The organism is Metabacillus sp. cB07 (genome assembly GCF_016839225.1).
In the GTDB taxonomy this organism is placed as follows: domain Bacteria; phylum Bacillota; class Bacilli; order Bacillales; family Bacillaceae; genus Bacillus_P; species Bacillus_P indicus.
The window spans coordinates 2,735,360-2,750,805 of the sequence record NZ_CP069296.1 but is presented as its reverse complement, the minus strand read 5'-3'; the positions used below and the strand labels follow the sequence as shown (position 1 = coordinate 2,750,805).

The 15,446-nt window shown below is 44.7% G+C and carries 15 protein-coding genes; 13 read left to right on the top strand and 2 right to left on the bottom strand.

Translation table 11 applies throughout. The features are described from left to right. Window positions 1–41 precede the first annotated feature (41 nt). The 11 genes from nusB to spo0A all read left to right on the top strand — a co-directional run bounded on the left by nusB (window position 42) and on the right by spo0A (window position 11,856). A complete protein-coding gene (gene nusB / locus JOJ89_RS14110; protein WP_029279787.1) occupies window positions 42–434 on the top strand; it encodes a transcription antitermination factor NusB in 393 nt (130 codons plus the stop codon). A gap of 34 nt (window positions 435–468) precedes the next feature. Continuing rightward, window positions 469–1,335, top strand: a complete 867-nt coding sequence (gene folD, locus JOJ89_RS14105; protein ID WP_203288032.1) for a bifunctional methylenetetrahydrofolate dehydrogenase/methenyltetrahydrofolate cyclohydrolase FolD — start codon at window positions 469–471, stop codon at window positions 1,333–1,335. Window positions 1,336–1,354: 19 nt separating this feature from the next. After that, window positions 1,355–2,707 carry an exodeoxyribonuclease VII large subunit gene (gene xseA, locus JOJ89_RS14100; protein ID WP_029279790.1) on the top strand — a complete coding sequence of 451 codons (1,353 nt, stop codon included), beginning with the start codon at window positions 1,355–1,357 and terminating at the stop codon, window positions 2,705–2,707. Continuing rightward, the gene (locus JOJ89_RS14095; RefSeq protein ID WP_029279792.1) at window positions 2,700–2,933 is read left to right on the top strand and encodes an exodeoxyribonuclease VII small subunit; all 234 of its coding nucleotides are present in this window, start codon (window positions 2,700–2,702) and stop codon (window positions 2,931–2,933) included. The genes xseA and JOJ89_RS14095 overlap by 8 nt, the downstream gene beginning before the upstream one ends. Next, window positions 2,930–3,811: a polyprenyl synthetase family protein gene (locus JOJ89_RS14090; protein WP_029279794.1), complete on the top strand. Its 882-nt coding sequence runs from the start codon at window positions 2,930–2,932 to the stop codon at window positions 3,809–3,811. The genes JOJ89_RS14095 and JOJ89_RS14090 overlap by 4 nt, the downstream gene beginning before the upstream one ends. Before the next feature lie 358 nt (window positions 3,812–4,169). Next, on the top strand, window positions 4,170–6,062 hold the full coding sequence (gene dxs, locus JOJ89_RS14085) for a 1-deoxy-D-xylulose-5-phosphate synthase (protein ID WP_035207074.1): 1,893 nt from the start codon (window positions 4,170–4,172) through the stop codon (window positions 6,060–6,062). 3 nt (window positions 6,063–6,065) lie between these two features. Continuing rightward, complete coding sequence (locus tag JOJ89_RS14080; protein ID WP_203288030.1) at window positions 6,066–6,905, top strand: TlyA family RNA methyltransferase; 840 nt, start codon at window positions 6,066–6,068, stop codon at window positions 6,903–6,905. A gap of 181 nt (window positions 6,906–7,086) precedes the next feature. Beyond that, a complete protein-coding gene (gene ahrC, locus JOJ89_RS14075; RefSeq protein WP_029279800.1) occupies window positions 7,087–7,536 on the top strand; it encodes a transcriptional regulator AhrC/ArgR in 450 nt (149 codons plus the stop codon). 29 nt (window positions 7,537–7,565) lie between these two features. Further along, entirely contained in the window at window positions 7,566–9,290 is a 1,725-nt protein-coding gene (recN, locus tag JOJ89_RS14070; protein ID WP_029279802.1) for a DNA repair protein RecN, read from the top strand. Between the two features lie 184 nt (window positions 9,291–9,474). Further along, the gene (spoIVB, locus tag JOJ89_RS14065; RefSeq protein WP_203288028.1) at window positions 9,475–10,764 is read left to right on the top strand and encodes a SpoIVB peptidase; all 1,290 of its coding nucleotides are present in this window, start codon (window positions 9,475–9,477) and stop codon (window positions 10,762–10,764) included. 303 nt (window positions 10,765–11,067) lie between these two features. After that, window positions 11,068–11,856 carry a sporulation transcription factor Spo0A gene (gene spo0A / locus JOJ89_RS14060; RefSeq protein WP_029279806.1) on the top strand — a complete coding sequence of 263 codons (789 nt, stop codon included), beginning with the start codon at window positions 11,068–11,070 and terminating at the stop codon, window positions 11,854–11,856. 67 nt (window positions 11,857–11,923) lie between these two features. Here spo0A and JOJ89_RS14055 read toward each other — a convergent pair whose 3' ends face one another. Further along, the gene (locus tag JOJ89_RS14055; protein WP_081414161.1) at window positions 11,924–12,061 is read right to left on the bottom strand and encodes a YycC family protein; all 138 of its coding nucleotides are present in this window, start codon (window positions 12,059–12,061) and stop codon (window positions 11,924–11,926) included. 41 nt (window positions 12,062–12,102) lie between these two features. Between JOJ89_RS14055 and JOJ89_RS14050 the strand changes: the two genes are divergently transcribed. Continuing rightward, the gene (locus tag JOJ89_RS14050) at window positions 12,103–12,837 is read left to right on the top strand and encodes a glycerophosphodiester phosphodiesterase (protein WP_203288026.1); all 735 of its coding nucleotides are present in this window, start codon (window positions 12,103–12,105) and stop codon (window positions 12,835–12,837) included. 39 nt (window positions 12,838–12,876) lie between these two features. Here JOJ89_RS14050 and JOJ89_RS14045 read toward each other — a convergent pair whose 3' ends face one another. Then, window positions 12,877–13,107, bottom strand: coding sequence for a DUF2627 domain-containing protein (locus tag JOJ89_RS14045; protein WP_029279810.1), 231 nt, complete (start codon window positions 13,105–13,107; stop codon window positions 12,877–12,879). Between the two features lie 195 nt (window positions 13,108–13,302). On the opposite strand from JOJ89_RS14045, the gene JOJ89_RS14040 reads away from it, so the two are divergent. Continuing rightward, window positions 13,303–15,363 (top strand): sigma-54 interaction domain-containing protein, encoded by a 2,061-nt coding sequence (locus JOJ89_RS14040; RefSeq protein ID WP_203288024.1) that lies wholly within the window; start codon window positions 13,303–13,305, stop codon window positions 15,361–15,363. Window positions 15,364–15,446: the final 83 nt, after the last annotated feature.

The following is a 15,446-nucleotide window of genomic DNA, read 5'->3' as shown; positions in this document are numbered from 1 at the left end:
ATGACATTTCGACATTTTTGTACATAAAGGAGCAAGTAAGAATGAAACGAAGATTAGCAAGAGAAAAAGCACTTCAGGCACTCTTTCAGATAGACGTAAGCGAGATTGATCCAAAAGAAGCAATGAATCATGCCCTGGACGGAGAACAGATGGATGAATTCATGACGGCTCTCGTTTTGGGAACTGTGGAACATACAGAAGAGATTGATGAGCAAATTAAGCCTCACCTCGTAAACTGGAAGCTTGAACGGCTTGCAAACGTAGACCGCTCTGTTCTTCGTTTAGCCGTTTATGAAATGATGTTTATGGAGGAAATTCCTCTTAACGTTACCCTTGACGAAGCCATCGAACTCGCTAAAACGTTCGGGGATGACCAGTCGCCGAAATTTATCAACGGAGTCCTCTCAAACATTAAATCAGCACTCGACAGATAACTCTGTCAAACACCACCTGAGGAGGAACAAAACAATGACAGCTTCAATCATCAGCGGAAAAGAATTGGCACAGGAAAAACGCAGACAGCTTGCCGAGGAAGTAAAAGGATTAAAAGAACAGGGAATTACTCCCGGATTAACGATTATTCTTGTCGGTGACAACCCCGCATCTCTTTCCTATATTAAAGGGAAACAGAAAGCGTCCGAAGAAATCGGGGTTGCTTTTAAACTTGAACATTTTTCAGAAAAGATGACGGAAGAAGAACTGCTTAATGTGATTGAAACCTATAATGAGGACGACAGCTGCCATGGCATTCTTGTACAGCTGCCTCTGCCTGAACACATCAGCGAAAAAGCAGTCATTGAAAAAATTTCTCCTGAAAAGGACGTTGACGGATTCCATCCTCTAAATGTCGGACAAATGATGGTCGGACAGGATACCTTCCTTCCATGCACCCCTGCAGGAATTGTGGCAATGATTAAATCTGCCGGGATTGAAATTTCAGGGAAGCACGTGGTTGTTGTCGGAAGAAGCAACATTGTCGGAAAACCTGCCGGCATTCTGCTGCTTAATGAGCATGCGACAGTGACTTACTGCCATTCAAGAACGCCAAACTTAAAAGAAATGACCCGTCAGGCAGATATTCTGATTGCTGCTGTCGGCAAAGCGAACTTCATTACAGGAGACCATCTTAAAGAAGGTGCAGCAGTCATTGATGTCGGAGTCAACAGACTGGACACAGGAAAGCTGTGCGGAGATGTTGTCTTTGAGGATGCAATGAACAAAGCAAGCCATATTACTCCTGTTCCAGGCGGCGTCGGTCCGATGACCATCACCATGCTAGCCCATAACGTTGTAAAATCAGCCAAAAAATCTGCTGTTAATCAGCCTTCCAAGTAAGATAAAGGAGTTCAGGCGGATGAGTGAAATCAAACATGTAACGGTAACCGCCCTCACAAAATACATCAAGCGGAAGTTTGATGCCGATCCGCATTTAAAGGATATTTGGGTCAAAGGCGAGCTTTCCAACTTTAAAATGCACAGCCGCGGCCATATGTATTTCACATTGAAGGATGAGGGAGCGCGTATTGCAGCTGTTATGTTCGCAGGTCAGAACGCTTCCTTAAAATTCATGCCGGAAAACGGGATGAAGGTGCTGCTGCGCTGTGAAATCTCCGTGTACGAACCAAGCGGAAATTATCAGATCTATGTAAAAGAAATGCAGCCTGACGGAATTGGAAGTCTGTATCTTGCTTATGAAGAGCTGAAAAAGAAGCTTGAAAAGGAAGGGCTTTTTGACGAAAGGCACAAGCAGCAGGTACCGAAATATCCTTCTGAAATCGGTGTGATTACATCCCCTACGGGCGCTGCTGTGCGTGATATTTTAACAACAATCAAGCGCAGGTACCCATCTGCAAAGGTGATCATTATCCCTGCACTTGTACAGGGAATAAACGCAGGCCCGTCTGTTGTGAAAGCCATCCGGCAGGCAAACAGCCTCGGGACACTTGATGTGATCATCGCAGGCAGGGGCGGAGGCTCAATTGAAGAACTTTGGGCATTTAACGAAGAAATTGTGGCACGTGAAATATTCAGCTCGAAAGTGCCGATTATCTCGGCTGTCGGGCATGAAACGGATTATACAATAGCTGACTTTGTCGCAGATTTGCGCGCTCCAACGCCAACAGGTGCTGCGGAACTTGCTGTTCCCCATTTTGCCGATCTTCTTGAGAGAACGGCAAACAAGAAGACCAGGCTTTTGAGAGCCATGCAGGAGAAGCTTACGGCGAAAAAAGAACAGCTTGCCTATTACCAGAAATCCTATGCTTTTAAATACCCGAAGCAGCTGTATCAGCAAAAAGAGCAGCAGCTTGATGTTCTCGTTGAATCCCTGCAAAAAGAGAGCATCCGCAACATCCAGATGAAAAAAGAGCGGTTTGCAGCATTAAGCAGCCGCTTGCTTAGAGTGCATCCGAACGAAAAAATCAGCCGCGAAAAAGAACGGCACCAGCAGCTTGTCAAAAAATTGACGAGGGATATGTCTGTGCATCTGAAACAAAAACAGGCTGCGTTCGGGGCAATGGCAGCAAATCTTAATGCACTCAGCCCCCTTAAAATCATGGACCGGGGCTACAGTATTGCTTATCAGGATGACAACCTTGTAAAAAGCATTACACAGGTGAAAAAAGGCGACGGTCTGCACATTCATCTGCAGGACGGACAAGTCATCTGCCAAGTTACAGGAGTGGAGGAGCGAAAGTCACATGAGTGAAAAAAAAGAGGTTACGTTTGAACAGGCAATGGAAGAGCTTGAGGGAATTGTGGAAAAGCTTGAAGAAGGCGATGTTCCACTTGAAAAAGCGATTGCCTACTTTCAGGACGGCATGAAGCTGTCAAAACTTTGCCACGATAAGCTTCAATCGGTTGAAAAGCAAATGGACCTGATTCTCCGCGAAGACGGTGAGCTTGCGCCGTTTGACCTTCAGGAGGAAGAATGATGAACCTCAGCCAGTTTCTTTCTTCGAGAAAAGAATTGATTGAAGCAAGGCTGCCTGAGTATATCAGCAGACTTCAGGCTCCGGCTGTTATTAAAGAGGCAATGTCCTATTCCCTGACAGCAGGAGGCAAGCGCCTGCGTCCCGCGCTGGTCCTGGCGGTTCTCAGAGCGTTCGGCAAAGAAGAAGAAACAGGCATTCCTGCTGCATGCGCAGTTGAAATGATCCATACTTATTCTCTCATTCATGATGATCTTCCGGCGATGGACAATGATGACTTGCGGAGAGGCAAACCGACAAACCATAAAGTGTTTGGCGAAGCAATGGCGATTCTTGCAGGTGACGGTCTACTAACACACAGCTTCGGCATCCTAACCGACCAGCAGGACATCTCTGCAGAAATGCGTCTGTCTTTAATCAGTGAACTTGTGCGCGCATCGGGTGCAGAAGGCATGGTTGGAGGGCAGGTTGCTGATATGCAGGGTGAGGGGAAAACTCTTTCCCTTACCGAGCTAGAATACATACATGAGCATAAAACAGCAAAGCTTCTTGGCTTTTCCATCATGGCAGGAGCAATCCTCGCTGAAGCAGAAGCACATGAAAAAGAAATGCTCAGAACGTTTTCCTATCATGTAGGAATCGCTTTTCAAATCCAGGATGATATTCTGGATATTGAAGGGCAGCAGGCCAAGATCGGCAAGCCTGTCGGTTCAGATGAAGGAAATCAAAAAACAACCTATCCTGCACTTCTCACTCTCGAGGGAGCAAAAGAAAAGCTTGCAGGCCATATTGCACAAGCAAAAGGGATTCTTTTAGAAATGAAGATAGATTCGTCTCTTTTAGAGGAGCTTTGCGATCTGATTGCTTCAAGAGATCATTAAAAACGCGACATCAGGTCGCGTTTTTTTGTTGGGCAGGGTATCATAAATAACATAAAAACACCGATAACATTACTAAGCTGCCCCATGGCAAAAAAGTCAAAAGCGGACTTTTCTGCGGAATTCTAATCTGCCGAATCTGATCAAGGCGCCTCTCCTTTTTCTGTAAAACACCGTCAAATTGAGGTTTTTCATACGGTATGGTATACTATCACCATATTTTATACATATCTTAAGCAGACAGCGCGGTAAAGACTGCAAATAAAGCGATAATTAAACAATGGCGCCGTTATCACTTGCTGTGTTAGCGGCTCTTTTTTAGCAAAAGACCTTGAAAATGAACTGAAAGCGAGTGATCCATTTGGATCTATTATCCATTAAAGACCCGTCCTTCCTTAAGAAGCTTTCAAACCCTGAATTAGAACAGCTGGGTGCGGAAATCCGCAAATTTCTGATTGAAAAGCTTTCTGTAACAGGAGGGCACATCGGACCGAATTTAGGTGTGGTTGAATTGACAATCGCCCTTCATAAAATCTTCGACAGTCCGAATGATAAATTTCTGTGGGACGTAGGCCATCAGTCTTATGTACATAAAATCCTGACAGGCCGCGCGTGCGAATTCGATACAATCAGGCAGTACCAGGGATTGTGCGGATTCCCGAAACGTAATGAAAGCGAACATGACGTCTGGGAAACCGGTCACAGCTCGACTTCTCTTTCTGCTGCTATGGGAATGGCCATTGCAAGAGACTTAAAAGGCACGAAAGATCACATTGTGCCGATTATCGGAGACGGGGCGCTGACAGGCGGAATGGCACTTGAGGCCCTTAATCATATCGGTCATGAGCAAAAGGACATGATCATCATCTTAAATGACAACGAAATGTCCATCGCACCAAACGTCGGTGCTCTGCACAACGTTCTTGGAAAGCTCCGGACAGCAGGAAAATATCAATGGGTGAAAGATGAACTCGAATATATCCTGAAAAAAATCCCTGCTGTAGGCGGCAAGCTTGCTTCGACTGCAGAACGCGTGAAAGACAGTCTAAAATATATGCTTGTATCAGGCATCTTTTTCGAGGAGCTCGGTATTACTTACCTAGGTCCTGTAGACGGACACAACTATGATGACCTTTTTGAAAATCTGCAGTATGCGAAGAAGACGAAAGGTCCGGTGCTGCTGCACGTCATTACAAAAAAAGGGAAGGGCTACCAGCCTGCTGAAACCGATAAGATCGGTACATGGCACGGAACAGGGCCGTATAAAATTGAAACGGGCGATTTTGTGAAAGGGGAGGCAGCCGGTCCGGCATGGAGCGCTTTAGTCAGTGAGACAGTGCGTAAACTTGCGCGTGAAGACAAACGGATTGTTGCCGTTACTCCTGCCATGCCTGTCGGCTCTAAGCTTGAGAAGTTCGCAGCGGAATTTCCGGACCGCATGTTTGATGTGGGTATCGCTGAACAGCATGCAACGACAATGGCCGCAGGACTTGCAGCCCAGGATATGAAGCCGTTTCTTGCCATTTACTCAACGTTCCTGCAAAGAGCGTACGATCAGGTCGTGCATGATATTTGCCGGCAGAATTTGAACGTTTTTATCGGAATCGACCGCTCAGGCCTAGTTGGTGCAGACGGTGAGACGCATCAGGGTGTTTTTGATATTGCCTTCCTGAGACACTTGCCGAACATTGTGCTGATGATGCCGAAAGATGAGAATGAAGGCCAGCACATGGTTAATACGGCCATCAAATACAATGACGGTCCGATAGCCCTGAGATATCCGCGCGGAAACGGCATCGGAGTCAAGATGGATGCCGAGCTTAAGGAAATTCCTATAGGTACATGGGAAGTGATCAGACCTGGAACTGACGCTGTGATCCTTACATTTGGAACGACCATTGAAATGGCGCTTGAAGCTGCTGAAAGCCTGGCTAAAAAAGACCTGTCTGTAAGAGTGGTCAATGCAAGGTTCATCAAGCCTCTTGATGAGAGCATGCTGGCAGAGATTTTTGAAGAAAAGCTTCCTGTTCTGACAATAGAAGAAGCTGTCCTTCAAGGAGGATTCGGCAGTGCCGTTCTGGAATTTGCCCAGGAAAACGGCTATTCAGATGCTGTGATTGACAGAATGGGAATACCGGATCGATTTATCGAACACGGAAGTGTGGGCAAGCTGCTTGATGAGATCGGGATGACAGCTGCGCATGCAGAAGACCGGATTATCAGCATTTCAAAAGAGAAAGAGAAAAGGGTTTAATGAATGAGTTCAAAAAAAGAAAGAATTGATATCCTCCTTGTTGAAAGAGGGTTAATTGAAACAAGAGAAAAAGCGAAGCGGGCTATTATGGCAGGGCTTGTGTATGCAAATGAAGAGAGAGTGGAAAAACCGGGTGAAAAGGTCGACAGCTCTCTAACGCTTACTGTAAAAGGAAATGTCATGCCGTATGTCAGCCGCGGAGGCTTAAAGCTTGAAAAAGCACTGAAAGAATTTGACTTAACGGTAGAAGGTAAAATTCTTTTGGATATCGGATCATCAACAGGCGGTTTTACAGACTGTGCCCTCCAAAACGGGGCAAAAAGCTCCTATGCGCTTGATGTCGGGTATAACCAGCTTGCCTGGAAGCTCCGGCAGGATGAACGGGTGACGGTGATGGAACGGACGAATTTCCGTTATTCAGTGCCTGCTGATTTTACAGCGGGGCTCCCTGAAGTTGCATCCATTGATGTGTCGTTTATTTCTTTGAGGCTGATCCTTCCTGCACTTAAGAAAATATTAGTCGCAGGAGGAGACTGCATCGCGCTCGTCAAACCTCAGTTTGAAGCAGGCAAAGAGCTTGTAGGCAAAAAGGGTATCGTCAGAGAACCGAAAACACACAGACTGGTGCTTGAAGATATTACCCAATTTGCTCTGAAAGAGGGCTATGACTGTGTCAATCTTTCCTACTCCCCCATCACAGGCGGAGACGGAAACATTGAATTTCTGCTGCATCTGAAGAATGCCATCGGCCAGCCTGGTGAAAACCTGCTGCCTGAGAGCATTGATGCAGTAGTCGAACAAGCACACAGTGAACTGAAAACTAAGAAACAGGAACAGGAATAACGCTGCTGCCGTTATTCCTGTTTGTTCTGCCGGCAGAAATGCAAATGCTTCTTGCATTTCTGAGTATACTACCAGTAAATCAATGAACCGCCTGAACATGCAGGCTGACAAAAACATGTACATTTTTAGCGATTTCATATAACATATTCAGTATAATCATACAGTTAACAAGGGGTGCCCAATGAATAAAGGTCAACGACACATTAAAATCCGCGAGCTGATCACACATAATGAAGTGGAAACGCAGGATGAACTGGTGGACATGCTTAAGGAAGCTGCCTTTAATGTTACTCAGGCTACAGTCTCAAGAGACATTAAAGAGCTGCACCTTGTAAAGGTCCCAATGCTTGATGGGCGGTATAAATACAGCCTCCCTGCAGATCAGCGCTTTAACCCGCTTCAGAAGCTGAAACGGGCGCTAATGGATGCCTTTGTAAAAATTGATTCAGCAGGCCATAACATTATTATGAAAACACTTCCCGGCAATGCAAATGCCATAGGAGCACTTATCGACAACCTGGATTGGAATGAAATATTAGGGACAATCTGCGGAGATGATACGATCTTAATTATCTGCAGAACACCAGATGATACCGAAACCATCTCCAAGCGATTCCTGGATATGCTTTAAAGAATGAAATGGAAGGGGGATTCGGCCCTGTGTTAGCAGAACTTTCCATAAAGAACTTTGCCATAATCGAAGCACTGACTGTCTCTTTTGAAAAAGGGCTTACGGTCCTTACCGGAGAAACAGGAGCTGGAAAATCCATTATTATAGATGCCGTTCATTTGCTGGTAGGAGGAAGAGGGTCATCTGAATTTGTCCGCTACGGAGAAAAAAGGGCTGAACTGGAAGGTCTTTTTTTGCTGGATGATGACGCTCATCCGGTCCTTGAAAGATGCCAGGAGTTCGGAATTGATACAAGTGACGGGATGATTGTCCTGAGACGCGACATTTCAGCAGCAGGCAAGAGTATTTGCCGTGTGAACGGAAAGCTTGTGACCATCGGAATTCTCAGGGAAATCGGCCAGCTCATGATTGATATTCACGGCCAGCATGATAATCAGGAGCTGATGAATGAAGAAAATCACTGGAAGCTGCTCGATCAGTACGGTTCGTCAAAAATAAACCATGCCCTTTCGTCATACAGAGAGATTTACACTACATATGCTTCGCTGCAAAAGAAAATCAAACAGCTTTCTGAAAACGAACAGGAAATGGCCCACAGGCTTGATCTTATTCAGTTTCAGCTCGAAGAAATTGAAAAAGCTGATTTGAAATTAAAAGAAGACGAACAGCTCATGGAAGAAAAAAATGAAATCTCCAACTTTGAAAAGGTCTATGAATCCCTGCAGAACAGCTATAATTCCCTTCACGGCGAACAGAGGGGACTCGACTATATCGGCCATTCCATGAGTCACCTTGAAGAAGTGTCTTCGATTAATGACTCATTGAAAGAAATGTCAGAAACCGTCTCCAACTGCTACTACATGCTTGAAGATCTGTCGTTTCAGATCCGCAGTGAACTTGACAGGCTTGAGTTTGACCCGGAGCGGCTAAATGAAATTGAAGCAAGACTTGCGGAGATCACGCATCTGAAGAGAAAGTACGGTCAGAGTGTAGAGGAAATCCTTGAATATGCAGCAGGAATTGAAGAAGAGATTGATACCATTCAAAACCGCGACAGCCACCTTTATAAACTGAAAAACGAACTTGATTCGGTTACGAAGGATCTGGTGATTGAAGCTTCAAACCTGACGGCTGTGCGAAGAAAAAGTGCTGCTGAGCTGATAAAAAACATCCAGCAGGAGCTTAAAGAACTCTATATGGAAAAAACAAAGTTTGAAGTTGTGTTCGGCGTCCGCAAGGGACATCCAGACAGTGTCCAAATAGACAGTGTTCCTGCAAAATTCACCGAAAACGGAGTAGATGAAACGGAATTTTACCTATCTACAAATCCGGGTGAACCCCTTAAACCGCTTTCCAAAATTGCATCCGGGGGAGAGCTTTCAAGAATCATGCTTGCGATGAAAAGCATCTTCTCCAAGCATCAGGGTGTGACGTCGATCATCTTTGATGAGGTTGATACTGGAGTGAGCGGGAGAGTGGCCCAGGCCATCGCAGAGAAGATCTATAAGGTCTCTGTCGGGTCCCAGGTGCTCTGCATCACTCACCTGCCTCAGGTAGCTGCAATGGCAGACACGCATCTTTTCATCTCCAAAGAAACGGTTAAAGGACGCACGAAAACAAGTGTTAAGCCTCTTCTCGAGGAAGAAAAGATAAAAGAAGTCGGCCGGATGATTGCCGGAGTTGAAGTAACGGATTTGACGAAACAGCATGCCAAAGAATTGCTTGCTCTTGCAGAAGCTGCAAAGAGCTTCTAAATACTGCCTTCGCCGGCAGTATTTTTTTTGTCTGCAAAAAACACCTCATGTGCCGTCCTGCGGCATTATACGCCAAAACATCAACATTTTCTTTTTATATCAGTTATAAATGCTCCTCCAAAAGGCAAAATTAATGAATGTAGCCGATGTATTGGTGTGGTAGGAGCGAGGAGAGTGTGTATAGTTGGGCTCAGATAAAATAAGAAAAATAATTGGTTGTATTCTCCTTGTTTCTTTAATGAGTTTAGGATTTGTAAAACCTGTTAAAGAATACGTTCTATTGCCAAATTCTTTAACTGTATTCGAAAATCAGCAATTATCAATGCAGACATCCCTGCAGGCTGATGCAGCCGCGGCGGATTCAGAGCAGGTATTTTCCATTAAAACAGGGAGTGAATCCCTTCAAATTGAAGGCAGGCAAAGCGGAGTAGGAGAAATCGTATTTGACCTTGCCGGAATTCCGATAAAAAAAGTGGACGTTAAAGTCCTTGAAGATTTCCGGGTTATTCCGGGCGGCCAGTCAATAGGCGTTAAACTTAATTCACTTGGCGTCCTTGTTGTCGGACATCATCAAATTAAAACATCCGGAGGAAAAAAATCCCCCGGAGAAATAGCCGGAGTGCAAGTCGGTGATATCATTACGAAAATTAACGGCACCACAGTTGAAAGCATGAGTGATGTGACGCCGTTTATTCAGGGTTCAGGAAAGACCGGCAAGCCTCTTGATTTAGTGATCTCAAGGGATAACAAAGAGCTTAAGACAAAGCTTGTTCCGGTAAAAGATGAAAATGAAGGCGCATACCGGATCGGACTCTATATCAGAGATTCAGCAGCGGGAATCGGGACGATGACCTTTTATGATCCTAAATCGAAGAAATACGGCGCTTTAGGCCACGTTATTTCAGATATGGATACAAAAAAACCAATCGTCGTACAGGACGGACAGGTTGTCAGATCGACTGTCACATCCATTGAAAAGGGAAGCAACGGGAATCCTGGAGAAAAGCTTGCCAGATTTTCAAGCGACAGACAGATTATCGGGGACATTACACGCAACAGTCCATTCGGTATTTTTGGCAGACTGAACGGAGACATGACAAATGGTCTTTATGATCAGCCTATGCCAATCGCCCTTTCAAACGAGGTAAAGGAAGGTCCTGCGCATATACTGACGGTTGTAGACGGTGACAGAGTAGAGGAATTTGATGTACAGGTTGTCAGTTCCACTCCTCAAAAGTTCCCTGCAATAAAAGGAATGGTCATAAAAATTACAGATCCAAAATTGCTTGAGAAATCAGGCGGGATTGTTCAGGGGATGAGCGGAAGCCCGATTATCCAAAATGGCAAAGTGATTGGAGCCGTTACACATGTGTTTGTAAACGATCCGACTTCAGGGTATGGTGTTCATATCGAGTGGATGCTGAGTGAAGCGGGAATTGATATTTATACGCAAGGTGCAAAGAAAGCAAGCTAAAAGGGCAGCTGTTGAGAGGTGATTCTTGACAGCTCTTTTTTATGCCTTTCTTTATTCCCGTTTTTTCGGTAGAATAGAGGGAAGAAGATTATTCGACAAAACTGTTTAACTTTGGAAACGATTGGTTGCAGGAATCGTCGAAAATGTGAGGAAACTGGAGAAAAACTTAGATATTTCATTTTTTTGGTATTTTTTAAAATAATTAGAGGAATTTAAGTTGCATTGTCGAAATTCTCATTTAGAATAAACAATAGAGATGCTAACCGGTTAAGGCGGAGAAATGAAGACTGAGGAGGAACTTTAGTGAAGAAGATAAAAGTATGTGTCGTTGATGATAATCGTGAGTTGGTCGGCCTTTTAGATGAGTTTATATCAAGCCAGGATGACATGGAAGTACTGGGAATTGCCTATAACGGTCAGGAATGCCTGAACATGCTGAAGGACAAAGATCCGGATGTATTGGTACTGGATATTATTATGCCGCATCTTGACGGTCTTGCTGTCCTTGAAAAGGTCAGGGAGATGGAAAAATCCAAACAGCCGAATGTCATTATGCTGACAGCGTTCGGACAGGAAGATGTCACGAAAAAAGCTGTCGACCTTGGTGCATCCTATTTCATCTTAAAACCGTTCGACATGGAAAACCTTGTCAGCCACATTCGCCAGGTAAGCGGAAAATCCGCTCCTATTCTTTCAAGATCCAGTTCCTCACTCAGATCCCAGCCTGAAAACAAAGGCAAGAACCTCGATGCGAACATTACCAGCATCATTCATGAAATCGGTGTCCCTGCTCATATTAAAGGGTACCTGTACTTAAGGGAAGCCATTTCTATGGTGTATAACGATATTGAACTTCTTGGTTCGATTACAAAAGTTCTCTATCCTGACATCGCTAAAAAATACAACACAACAGCAAGCCGTGTCGAGCGTGCAATCCGCCATGCGATTGAAGTGGCATGGAGCCGCGGAAACATCGAGTCCATCTCATCCCTTTTCGGCTATACGGTGAGCATGTCAAAAGCAAAACCGACAAATTCAGAATTTATCGCAATGGTTGCCGATAAACTTCGACTTGAGCATAAGGCTTCCTGAGAGGGATAGACATTAAATAGAAAAAGAACCCGCTTTCGATTGAAAGGGGGTTCTTTTCAGTTAAAGATCAATTCTCTTTTTTCTCAAGTTCAGCAAGCTTTGCAAGCAGAATGTGCTGGGGCATATGCATCAGCTGTTCAACCGGTACATTCAGTGCTTCGCTCAATTTTACAGCCGTATCAGCTGAAATTGGCAGTGGTCTCATGGGAAATCCTCCTTTATTCTTTTTAAGCGGGTGAAAAAGCAATGACGATTATATTTGGCCACCGGGGTGCAGCCGGCACGTATCCTGAAAATACGATGCCGTCTTTTCAGGCGGCAATTGACCTTGGTGCTGACGGAATTGAACTGGATGTGCATCTTTCTAAAGACGGCATTCCCGTTGTCATCCATGATGAAACAGTTGACCGAACCACAAACGGCACCGGCTATGTTAAAGATTTGACGTATGCAGAGCTTCAGCAGCTTGATGCGTGCTATTTGTTTCCTGAGTGGAGCGGAAAAGCATCCGTGCCATCTCTTGAACAAGTGGCAGAGTGGATTAGACCGCTAAATGTTAAGCTGAATATTGAATTGAAAAATGACCGAATCCATTACGGGCAGATCGAAGAAAAAGTAATCAGCATCATTGGAAAATATACCTTAGAGAGCCGAGTTATCCTCTCTTCGTTTAACCATGACAGCTTAGTAACATGTTATCACATTTCACCTCATATTGAGCGCGGGGCTCTGATTCATGAAAGGCTGTATCAGCCTTGGGAATATGCAAAAACCATCCCTGCTGCTTCCGTGCACCCTTACTTTTTATCGGCTGATCAATCAATGATTGCAGAAAGTCAGGCGCACGGGGTCATGGTCAGGCCTTATACGGTCAACGACGAACAAATGATGAAGGACCTAATGAAAGCCGGCTGTGCAGGATTTTTCACAGATTATCCTGAAATGGCTGTGCGAATTAGAAAATCACTAAAAAATGGCTGATTGACGAAGCGCCCGGGCTGACTTGGCGCTTTTGCTTTACTACCTCTGGAATCGCTTTTGAACCTTTTTCCTCTTTGAGTCTCTGCGGAAGATGAATCCTGCGACAAAGCTTAATCCCCCTATAAACAAAAGCAGTCCTCCTATGAACTGCATCCATAATGCCGGAAATGGCGGCTGGAGAATGCCAAACAGCATATCGCGCATAAGCTTGATGCCATAGCCTGCCAAAACGCCAGGTATGACCATTATAATCAGAGCAACTATCCTCATATTTCCCCTTGTCCTTTCCCTGTTCTTTCTAAATTGTCAAGTGAATGGGCCTTTTTGTCAAGTGAGCAAAAGCAGATGATGAGATCGTGCAATTTTTTGCATAAAAGGAGCTGTTCGAGTACACTAATGAGGGAATGGGAAAGGCTTTTTTTACGGAGTATTTTCCGATTTTATAAAAAACAAGGGGATAGATTCATGCAAAAAGTGCTGCTTGTTGGTGCGGGCAAAGGCGGGACTGCACTCCTTAAAATGCTGCTTGAGATCAAAGCGATGGAAATTATGGCTGTTGTTGATATTGATTCAAATGCACCGGGTATCGAATATGCCAAAAAAATCGGAATTCTGACCAGCTCAGACTGGAAGCCGCTTCTGTCTGATCAGATTAACATTGTCATAGAAGCAACGGGGAGTTCTGAAGTGTTTGAAGAACTGCTTCAGCAAAGAAGCAGGAGCACAGTCATCATACCGGGCAGCGTGGCTCATATCATAACAAATCTGATTAATCAGAAAGAAGATCTGATTACAGCTCTTCAAGAAATTACATATAAGCATGAAACCATTTTTGACGCAACGAATGACGGCATGATTGTCATCGACGACAAGGAGAGGCTCATTCTTTTTAATAAAATGGCCGAAGAAATGACAGGCTTAAAAAAGGAGGATGTCATCGGCAGGCTTGTCAGGGAAGTCATGCCATCAAGCAAACTGCCGAGAATCCTCCAGACGAAAGAAGTTGAAATGAACCAGGAGCAGGTTCTTGAGAACGGCCTGAAAATCATTACAACCCGAATTCCGATTTTTGACCACTCGGGCATTCTTATTGGGGCGCTTTCGCTTTTTAAAGATATAACGGAAATTGTGAATCTTGCTGAAGAGATGACGAACCTAAAAGAAATTCAGACCATGCTTCAGGCGATTATTCAGTCATCGGATGAAGCGATTTCTGTGGTGGACGAAGAAGGGAGAGGCATCATGATTAATCCTGCCTACTCCCGCATGACCGGCCTGACTGAGGGCGAGGTCCTCGGAATGCCTGCTACAGCGGACATCTCAGAGGGGGAAAGCATGCATATGAAAGTGCTTGAAACAAGAAGGCCCGTCCGCGGAGTGAGAATGAAAGTCGGCCCTTCTAAAAAAGACGTCATCGTCAATGTAGCCCCGATTATTGTCGACGGCAAGCTAAAGGGAAGCGTGGGCGTCATTCACGATATGTCTGAGATCCAAACGCTGACAACAGAATTGAACCGGGCAAGGCAAATTATCAGAACCCTCGAAGCGAAATATTCCTTTGAAGACATTGTCGGTGAAAGTGAAGAAATCAAGCTTGCGATCGAACAGGCAAAGCTTGGGGCGAAAACACCTGCGACCGTACTCCTGAGAGGAGAATCGGGGACGGGAAAAGAGTTATTTGCACACGCTATACATAATGCTAGCGACAGAAAATACAACAAGTTTATTAAAGTAAACTGTGCAGCCATTTCAGAAACCCTGCTTGAAAGTGAATTGTTCGGCTACGAAGAAGGAGCGTTTTCAGGCGCGAAACGCGGAGGCAAGCGTGGGTTTTTTGAAGAGGCGAATAACGGAAGCATCTTCCTTGATGAAATTGGTGAACTGTCAGCCAGTGTACAGGCCAAGCTGCTGCGCGTTCTTCAGGAAAAAGAAATTGTCAGAGTAGGGTCGGCGAAATCCATTTCCATCAATGTAAGGGTAATTGCCGCAACGAACATCAATATCGAAAAAGCCTTGTCTGACGGCACGTTCAGGGAGGATCTGTATTACAGATTAAACAGGTACCCAATATCCATTCCTCCGCTGCGGAACAGGAAAAGTGACATTCCCATGCTTGCCGAACATCTGATCAGAAAGCTGAATCAGGATTATGGACGCAGTATTGAAGGAATTGATGAATCAGCAGCAGCGGCACTGATGGGATACAGCTGGCCGGGTAATGTGAGAGAGCTTGAAAATGTGATCGGAAGAGCGATGATCTTTATGCACTATCATGAACTGAGAATCACAGCCCGCCATCTGCCTGAACTCATTCAGAGTTCTGAAAAAGAAAGACATACCGGGAGTGTCCTTATAGAAGATACCGGGAATATTACGCTTGCCGAAGCTGTGGAAGAAGTCGAAAAAAACCTGATACAGAACGCACTGATTAAACATGGCTATAACCGGACAAAAACCGCTTCTTCATTAGGTGTTTCATTAAGAAACCTGTATTATAAGATGGAGAAATACGGAATTGAAAAATAATGCATGCAAAATATTGCGTGATATGCAATATTTTGCACGAAAAATAAATAGCAGATGAAGCGGTTTCACGTTTTTTCATTTGG

Bases quoted from the DNA above. Each gene is read 5' to 3' on its own strand.
- ahrC (WP_029279800.1), top strand. From the start codon at position 7,087: ATGAATAAAGGTCAACGACACATTAAAATCCGCGAGCTGATCACACAT.
- folD (WP_203288032.1), top strand. From the start codon at position 469: ATGACAGCTTCAATCATCAGCGGAAAAGAATTGGCACAGGAAAAACGC.
- JOJ89_RS14045 (WP_029279810.1), bottom strand. From the start codon at position 13,107: ATGAGGATAGTTGCTCTGATTATAATGGTCATACCTGGCGTTTTGGCA.
- JOJ89_RS14080 (WP_203288030.1), top strand. From the start codon at position 6,066: ATGAGTTCAAAAAAAGAAAGAATTGATATCCTCCTTGTTGAAAGAGGG.
- JOJ89_RS14040 (WP_203288024.1), top strand. From the start codon at position 13,303: ATGCAAAAAGTGCTGCTTGTTGGTGCGGGCAAAGGCGGGACTGCACTC.
- JOJ89_RS14090 (WP_029279794.1), top strand. From the start codon at position 2,930: ATGATGAACCTCAGCCAGTTTCTTTCTTCGAGAAAAGAATTGATTGAA.
- JOJ89_RS14055 (WP_081414161.1), bottom strand. From the start codon at position 12,061: ATGAGACCACTGCCAATTTCAGCTGATACGGCTGTAAAATTGAGCGAA.
- JOJ89_RS14050 (WP_203288026.1), top strand. From the start codon at position 12,103: ATGACGATTATATTTGGCCACCGGGGTGCAGCCGGCACGTATCCTGAA.
- JOJ89_RS14095 (WP_029279792.1), top strand. From the start codon at position 2,700: ATGAGTGAAAAAAAAGAGGTTACGTTTGAACAGGCAATGGAAGAGCTT.
- nusB (WP_029279787.1), top strand. From the start codon at position 42: ATGAAACGAAGATTAGCAAGAGAAAAAGCACTTCAGGCACTCTTTCAG.
- xseA (WP_029279790.1), top strand. From the start codon at position 1,355: ATGAGTGAAATCAAACATGTAACGGTAACCGCCCTCACAAAATACATC.